Annotated in this window: 6 protein-coding genes and 1 tRNA gene; 6 read left to right on the top strand and 1 reads right to left on the bottom strand. The window is 26.9% G+C overall.

Going from position 1 to position 8,118, the window contains the following annotated elements:
- The first annotated feature begins 47 nt into the window (after positions 1-47).
- The 5 genes from FD726_RS03245 to ilvC all read left to right on the top strand — a co-directional run bounded on the left by FD726_RS03245 (position 48) and on the right by ilvC (position 6,114).
- Positions 48-123 (top strand) — tRNA-Trp (locus FD726_RS03245).
- A 164-nt stretch (positions 124-287) separates the two neighbouring features.
- Positions 288-626 carry a DUF413 domain-containing protein gene (locus tag FD726_RS03240; protein WP_159990159.1) on the top strand — a complete coding sequence of 113 codons (339 nt, stop codon included), beginning with the start codon at positions 288-290 and terminating at the stop codon, positions 624-626.
- Positions 627-914: 288 nt separating this feature from the next.
- Positions 915-2,774 (top strand): dihydroxy-acid dehydratase, encoded by a 1,860-nt coding sequence (gene ilvD / locus FD726_RS03235; protein ID WP_159990158.1) that lies wholly within the window; start codon positions 915-917, stop codon positions 2,772-2,774.
- A gap of 7 nt (positions 2,775-2,781) precedes the next feature.
- Positions 2,782-4,338, top strand: a complete 1,557-nt coding sequence (gene ilvA / locus FD726_RS03230; protein WP_159990157.1) for a threonine ammonia-lyase, biosynthetic — start codon at positions 2,782-2,784, stop codon at positions 4,336-4,338.
- A 312-nt stretch (positions 4,339-4,650) separates the two neighbouring features.
- Positions 4,651-6,114 (top strand): ketol-acid reductoisomerase, encoded by a 1,464-nt coding sequence (gene ilvC, locus FD726_RS03225; protein WP_159990156.1) that lies wholly within the window; start codon positions 4,651-4,653, stop codon positions 6,112-6,114.
- A 169-nt stretch (positions 6,115-6,283) separates the two neighbouring features.
- Here the strand turns inward: ilvC and pyrE are convergent, their stop codons facing one another.
- Complete coding sequence (gene pyrE, locus FD726_RS03220; RefSeq protein ID WP_159990155.1) at positions 6,284-6,919, bottom strand: orotate phosphoribosyltransferase; 636 nt, start codon at positions 6,917-6,919, stop codon at positions 6,284-6,286.
- A 329-nt stretch (positions 6,920-7,248) separates the two neighbouring features.
- Between pyrE and FD726_RS03215 the strand changes: the two genes are divergently transcribed.
- A complete protein-coding gene (locus FD726_RS03215; protein WP_159990154.1) occupies positions 7,249-8,118 on the top strand; it encodes a YicC/YloC family endoribonuclease in 870 nt (289 codons plus the stop codon).

Genomic DNA, 8,118 nt, shown 5'->3' with positions numbered 1-8,118 from the left:
ATCTGTTTAATGCATAATATCTTCTTTATTTCCTTTCTATTATTGTTGAGGGTGTAGTTCAATTGGTAGAGCACCGGTCTCCAAAACCGGTTGTTGGGGGTTCAAATCCCTCCACCCTCGCCAAAAAATTTATTACAATTGTTTAACCATTTTTTAACAATACATTTTTTTTATAATAAAAAATATAATTTAGTGAACTTATATTATAAAAATTAATACAAAATAGTTTAATAAATGTTTATATTATAAATAATAATATTATAATACAGCAATTTAGGAAGAAATTTATGGTCAAAAGTTTTTACAGTGAAAATCGTTTTTTTGATAATAAGCATTATCCTCATGGTTTTTCCAGACATGGAGATTTTACAATTAAAGAAGCACAAATTCTTGAGTTTTATGGTTATGCTTTTAATGAATTAACTTTATCTAAACGTAAACCAATAAATGAAGAAGAACGTTTATTTATTGAAGTATGTAAAGGATTGCGAGAACCAACAACAGAAGCTGAACATGTTTGGTTAAAGTATATAGCTTATATTAAACGTCCTAAACGATTTCATACTCTATCTGGGAGTCAGTGTCAGATTGATAATATAGAAGATTATAGTGAAGTTGAAGATTAAATAGATTATTTTTATATTATTTCGTAATATAATCTATGTATAAAAAATTAATAAAATCTATTAATAAATTGAAAATTGATATTTGAAATTTTCAATATCATGTCAAATCAAAGTCAAAATACTATTATATAATAGCTAACATTACATAAATTTCATGGTTTAAGTTATGTTTTTTTAAAATGTTAATTTTTAAAATATTCATAACATACAGATAAATCAATTATTTTTATCTTATTTCCTGTTTTAAAATCAACATAATATTATTCATTACTGCTGGAGTAAAAATATATGCCCAAGTATCGTTCTCATACTAGTACAAAAGGTCAAAATATGGCAGGTGCTCGTGCTTTATGGCGTGCAACAGGAATGAATGATGATGATTTTAATAAACCTATTATAGCAGTTGTGAATTCGTTTACTCAATTTGTACCAGGTCATATCCATCTTCATAATATTGGACAATTAGTAGTTAATAATATTGAATATCATGGTGGTGTAGCAAAAGAATTTAACACAATTGCTATAGATGATGGCATTGCTATGGGACATAGCGGTATGTTATATTCATTACCTTCTCGTGAATTAATTGCTGATTCTGTAGAATATATGATAAATGCACATTGTGTTGATGCCATGGTTTGTATTTCCAATTGTGATAAAATTACACCTGGTATGTTAATGGCAGCATTGCGCATAAATATACCAACAATCTTTGTATCTGGTGGTCCCATGGAAGCAGGGAAAATTAATTTATCTACGATTTCATCAAATGAAAAAATAGATTTGGTAGATGCAATGATGCATGCAGTTAATAAAAATATCACTGATGAAAACAAAAAAAATATAGAAAAATTAGCCTGTCCAACATGTGGTTCTTGTTCAGGCATGTTTACAGCTAATTCAATGAACTGTATAACTGAAGCATTAGGTTTATCTCAACCAGGAAATGGTTCGTTATTAGCAACTCATATATATCGTAAACAACTATTTACTAACGCTGCTAAATTAATTGTTAATTTAGCTAAACGATATTATGACCATAATGATCATAATGTATTACCTAGAAATATAGCAAACAAATATGCATTTAAAAATGCTATTACATTAGATATTGCAATGGGAGGATCTACTAATACTATTTTACATTTATTAGCTGCAGCTCAGGAAGGTGAAATTGAATTCAATATTTTAGATATTGATATTCTTTCTCGAAAGGTTCCGCATTTATGTAAAATATCACCAAATACTAAAAAATATCATATGGAAGATTTTCATCGCGCTGGAGGTGTTATAAGTATATTAGGTGAATTAGATAGAGCAGGTTTACTTCACCATCCAGTAAGTAACGTTTTAGGTCTTAGCCTTAGTGAAACATTAAATAAATATGATGTAATGATAACTAAAGATGAAGAAATTAAAAAAATGTTTCGTGCTGGTCCAGCAGGTATATATAATTTAAAAGCTTTCTCACAAAATTTTTATTGGAATACATTAGATAAAGATAGAAAAAATGGTTGTATTCGTTCCTGTAATTTCGCTTATTCTCAAGACGGTGGTTTAGCTATATTATATGGAAATCTTGCTAAAGATGGATGTATTGTAAAAACTGCAGGTGTTGATAAAGAAATTTTAATTTTTAGAGGAAAAGCTAAAGTTTTTGAAAGCCAAGAAAATGCTACAAAAGCAATATTAAATGGTCAAATAATTCCTGGAGATGTAGTAGTGATTCGTTATGAAGGTCCAAAAGGAGGTCCAGGGATGCAAGAAATGCTTTATCCAACAACCTATTTAAAATCTGCAGGTCTTGATAAAAGCTGTGCTTTAATCACCGATGGTCGTTTTTCTGGAGGAACTTCCGGTCTTTCCGTAGGTCATATTTCTCCTGAAGCTGCCAGTGGTGGAACAATAGCATTAGTAAAAAATGGAGATTTAATTGAAATCGATATTCCTGCTAGAAGGATTAGATTGTTAGTGTCCAATAAAGAATTGTTATATAGACATCAAGAACAAAAAAATCGCGGTATTAAAGCATATCGCCCTTCTTCTAATCGCAATCGTATCATTTCATACGCATTACGAGCTTATTCATTGTTAGCTACAAGTGCTGATAAAGGTGCGGTACGGGATAAAAATCAATTGATAGGTTAATTTAGTAATGATTGTATTAAAATCATCTAATAATAGTTATGTACCTTGTGGTGCTGAGTATTTACGTACTGTATTACGTTCACCTGTTTACGAAATAGCTAAAGTAACTCCTTTACAAAAAATGGAGAAGCTATCATTAAAATTTAATAATACAATTTTAGTTAAGAGAGAAGACCAGCAACCAGTACATAGTTTTAAGTTACGTGGTGCTTATGCAATGATTGTAGGATTAACTCAAGATCAGAAATTGCGAGGTGTTATTACAGCTTCAGCTGGTAATCATGCACAAGGTGTGGCCTATTCTGCTAATAAATTAGGTATTAGATCGTTAATTATTATGCCTAAAGCAACAGTTGATATTAAGATCGATGCAGTTCGTTCATTCGGAGGAGAAATTATTCTATATGGTAATAATTTTGATGAAGCAAAATATAAAGCTATAGAACTTTCAAAAAAATATGGATATACTTTTATTCCTCCTTTCGACCATCCAGCTATTATTGCAGGACAAGCTACTTTAGCGATGGAATTATTGCAACAAAATGCCCATATAGATAGAGTCTTTGTTCCTGTTGGAGGTGGTGGTTTATTAGCTGGAATAATCATTTTGTTAAAACAACTCATACCCCAAATCAAGATAATAGCAGTAGAATCTAAAGATTCTGCTTGTTTAGAAGCAGCTCTAAAAGTGGGCCATCCAACAAAATTACCTAATGTTGGACTATTTGCTGATGGAGTTGCGGTAAAATGCATAGGAAAAGAAACATTTCGAATATGCAAACAATATTTAGATGATATTATTACTGTAAATAGCGATGAAATTTGTGCTGCCATGAAAGATTTATTTGAAGATATACGAGCCATTGCTGAACCTTCTGGAGCTCTCTCACTGGCTGGTATGAAAAACTATATTAAAGAATATAAAATTATAAATGAACAATTAGTTCATATATTATCTGGTGCTAACGTTAATTTTCATGGATTACGTTATGTATCAGAACGTTGTGAATTAGGGGAACAAAAAGAAGCTTTATTAGCTGCAGTAATTCCAGAAAGACACGGAAGTTTTTTAAAATTTTGTCAAACATTAGGTAAAAGATCCATTACGGAATTTAGTTATCGTTATTTAGATACTGATAAAGCTTACCTTTTTGTTAGTGTTAGATTGACTAATGGTTTACAAGAAAGGAATAAAATAATTAATCAAATAATTGATTCAGGTTATGAAGTAATTGATTTTTCTGATAATGAAATAGCTAAATTACATATACGTTATATGATCGGCGGTAGACCTCTAAAAAACTTACAAGAGCGATTATTTAGTTTTGAATTTCCAGAATCACCTGGTGCACTATTAAATTTTTTACAAACTTTAGGTAATAATTGGAATATTTCACTATTTCATTATCGAAGTCATGGAACTGATTATGGTCGTGTGTTAGCTGCTTTCGAGCCTAATGAAAATATTGTTTGTTTTGAAAAATATTTAATAGCTTTAGGTTATAATTTTCATGAAGAAACAAATAATCCAGCATTTCACTTTTTTTTAACACATGATGAATAAAAATTATTTTAAATAAAAATACATTATTTAGTTTTTGGGTAAAAACATATGTTATAAGTTCATAAAATAACTAATAATTTAGTATTAATAATATTCCAGCAAATGACTCGCTGTAAATAAATCATATATACATAACTTAACACATATAATGTAAAAAATTTGTTTTTATATCGCTTAGCTATTAATTATTGATAATTATTATTCCTATCGCTTTTTATCTTCATATATTATGTTAAATTAACATATTAAGTATTAATATTAAAAAATAATTTGAATACAACAATGATTTATAAAATTACTAGGAGGTAATTTATGAGCAATTATTTTAATACACTAAATTTTAGGAATAAGCTCATACAATTAAGTAAATGTCGTTTCATGAATAAAAAAGAATTTTCAAATGGAATAAATTATTTAGAAAACAAAAAAATTGTAATTGTAGGATGTGGTTCACAAGGATTAAATCAAGGTTTAAATATACGTGATGCTGGATTAGATATTTCTTATGCTTTACGCAAAAAATCTATAGACAGTAAGAATCAGTCTTGGCTAAATGCAATTAACAACAACTTTAACGTTGGTTATTATGAAGATTTAATTCCTGAAGCAGATTTAGTAATTAATTTGACTCCAGATAAACAACATTCAGAAGTGGTAAGATATATTCAAAAATTAATGAAAAATGGATCTTATTTAGGTTACTCACATGGTTTCAATATAGTAGAAGTAGGTGAAAAAATAAGAAATGATATTACTGTAATAATGGTAGCCCCAAAATCTCCGGGTACTGAAGTTAGAGAAGAATATATTAGAGGATTTGGTGTACCTACTTTAATTGCAGTTCACCCAGAGAATGATCCAAAAAACAACGGTATAAATATTGCTAAATCTTGGGCAGTTGCTATCGGTAGCGATCGTGCAGGTGTATTAGAATCATCATTTATAGCTGAAGTAAAATCAGATTTAATGGGAGAACAAACCATATTGTGTGGCATGTTACAAACCGGTTCACTGTTATGCTTCGAAAAATTAATAGATGACGGAGTAGACGCTGATTATGCTACAAAATTTATTCAATTTGGATGGGAAACTATAACTGAATCATTAAAAATTGGTGGAATTACTTTAATGATGGATAGATTATCTAATTATGCAAAAATTCGTGCATATTATATATCAGAAGAACTAAAAAAAATTATGACCCCATTATTTCATGAACATATGGATAATATTATTTCCGGTAATTTTTCTTATAATATGATAAATGATTGGAAAAATAATGATAAAAATTTGATTTTTTGGAGAGAAAAAACTCGAAATACTATGTTTGAAAAATGTTTAAATAACTATACAGGAGAAATTTCTGAACAAGAATATTATGACAAAGGTTTAATTATGGTAGCTATGATAAAAGCTGGTATTGAGTTAACATTTGAAACTATGATACATGTTGGAATTGCAGAAGAATCTGCTTACTATGAATCTCTTCATGAACTACCGCTTATTGCAAATACTATTGCTCGTAAACGCCTCTATGAGATGAATTTAATTATATCTGATACTGCTGAATATGGTAATTATTTATTTTCTTCTAAAGCTATTCCATTATTAAAAAAATTTATTGATTCATTAATACCAGGTGATTTAGGAAAATCATATGATAATAATATAATACATAACGAAAAATTACGTGATATAAATGAATTAATAAGAAAACATCCAATTGAAGTTATTGGACATAAACTTCGTAGTTACATGATAAATATGAAAAAGTAAAAAATATAAATCGTAATAACAAAATCAAAATAAGCTGAATGAAGACTGTTATTTCATATAAAAATTAGTTTTCTATTTCATTAATGTTAAAAATTAATAGGGGTTTTAATATATACACTTTATATATTAAATAAAAAATTTTAAAGCAACCCTAATTGTTGCCTAATTTTTATATTCCATAAATATCTTGATAAGAGTATATGGATTTTAAATTACCAGACATATTTGGTTTATTTTTCAAGTATTCTATTAAATCAGATAAAGTTATTATAGAATTAATTTTATATCTATTATTTATTTTAATTACGTGTTTATAGTCATTAAATTTGGTTTCTTGTCTATCCAATGAAATTAATATTCCAGTTAAATGTGCATTATAAATATTAATAATATCAATTGATTTATAAATGCTTATTCCAGTAGTTATTACATCGTCTACTACCATCACTTTTCCATATAAAGGGCTTCCTATTAATAATCCCCTTTCACCATGATCCTTAATTTCTTTTCTATTAAAACAATAAGGTACTTTAATTTTATAATGTTTAGACATAGCTATAGCCATGGAAATAACAATAGGAATACCTTTATAAGCTAAACCAAATAATACATCAAACTCAATTTTACTTTCTATTAAAGCTTGTGCATAAAAATATCCTAATTTAGCTAAATCATTTCCATTAGATATCAATCCACTATTAAAAAAATATGGACTTTTCCTTCCAGATTTCAAAATGAAATTTCCAAATTGTATTAATTTTCTACTAATAGCAAATTCAATGAACTGACGTTTCCAATCTTTCATTTTATATTCCATGAAGTTTATAAATACAAATATATTCAACTAGAATAATTAAAAAAAACAATAAATTATTTAATGACTATTCCAATCAATGTAACTTAATATTCTTATATTAAAAAATAAATAATATTAATATCTTTTATTTTAATTAAATAATTTTTAATTATACATATATTAAAATATTTAATTATATTAATTGCATTAATAAATAAAAATATTATATTTTATAATAAAATTTTATTTAGATTTTTTATTCACACTTTAATGTTAATTATAGTATTGTATAATAAAATAATATTTATTTAAAAGACTATAAATTATGAGCAAATTTTATGATTAAAAGTATGACTGCCTATTCTAGCTATAAAACAAAAAGCAGCTGGGGTAGCATTAATTGGGAATTTCGTTCAGTAAATCAACGTTATTTAGAAATATACCTAAATGTACCTGACCAGATAAAAAAACTAGAATCAAAAATAAGACAAAAAATTAGACAACGTTTGATACGTGGTAGAATTGAAGGTATTCTAAATTTTGAAATAGATTGTAAATATGATTATACATTAAATATAAATCAACAACTAGTTAAACAAATAATAAGTATTGCTAATAAAATAAAAATACAAAACAATAATACAGGTATTATAAATATACTTGAAGTTTTACGTTGGCCAGGTGTTATTGTATCTATATCGGATGAAAAAGATAATGTAATTGATTATGAGATATTAAATGCAATGGATAATGCACTTGATGATTTAATTAAAATACGTGAAAAAGAAGGGTGCGAATTAAGATATTTGATAGAAGAAAAACTAAAAATAATCAAAAAAGAAATAGATAAAATACGTGGTTATCTTCCAGAAGTTGCAAAATTACAACATTATCGTATTTTAGAAAAGATAAAAAATATAGAAGTTCAGATAGAAAATTCTAAATTAGAACATGAATTGATAAACGTAATACAACGTATTGATATAACAGAAGAATTAGATAGATTAGATATTCATATAAAAGAAATTTTTAATATTTTAAAAATGCAAGTACCAATAGGTAGAAGACTTGATTTTATGATGCAAGAACTAATTCGTGAATCTAACACTATAATATCTAAATCTATTAATTCAAATATTACTAATTATGCAATTGAAATAAAGGTTTTAACTGAACAAATAAGAGAACAAATCCAAAATATTGAATGA

Origin of the sequence: Pantoea sp. SoEX, from assembly GCF_009829945.1 — a bacterium.
Lineage (GTDB): Bacteria > Pseudomonadota > Gammaproteobacteria > Enterobacterales > Enterobacteriaceae > Pantoea_C.
The sequence above is the reverse complement of the archived record's forward strand: the minus strand, read 5'-3'. Positions and strand labels throughout refer to the sequence as shown.

What these genes read in the sequence shown, in the direction of transcription:
- FD726_RS03240 (WP_159990159.1), top strand. Translation starts at nt 288, where the DNA reads ATGGTCAAAAGTTTTTACAGTGAAAATCGTTTTTTTGATAATAAGCAT.
- ilvD (WP_159990158.1), top strand. Translation starts at nt 915, where the DNA reads ATGCCCAAGTATCGTTCTCATACTAGTACAAAAGGTCAAAATATGGCA.
- ilvA (WP_159990157.1), top strand. Translation starts at nt 2,782, where the DNA reads ATGATTGTATTAAAATCATCTAATAATAGTTATGTACCTTGTGGTGCT.
- ilvC (WP_159990156.1), top strand. Translation starts at nt 4,651, where the DNA reads ATGAGCAATTATTTTAATACACTAAATTTTAGGAATAAGCTCATACAA.
- pyrE (WP_159990155.1), bottom strand. Translation starts at nt 6,919, where the DNA reads ATGAAAGATTGGAAACGTCAGTTCATTGAATTTGCTATTAGTAGAAAA.
- FD726_RS03215 (WP_159990154.1), top strand. Translation starts at nt 7,249, where the DNA reads ATGATTAAAAGTATGACTGCCTATTCTAGCTATAAAACAAAAAGCAGC.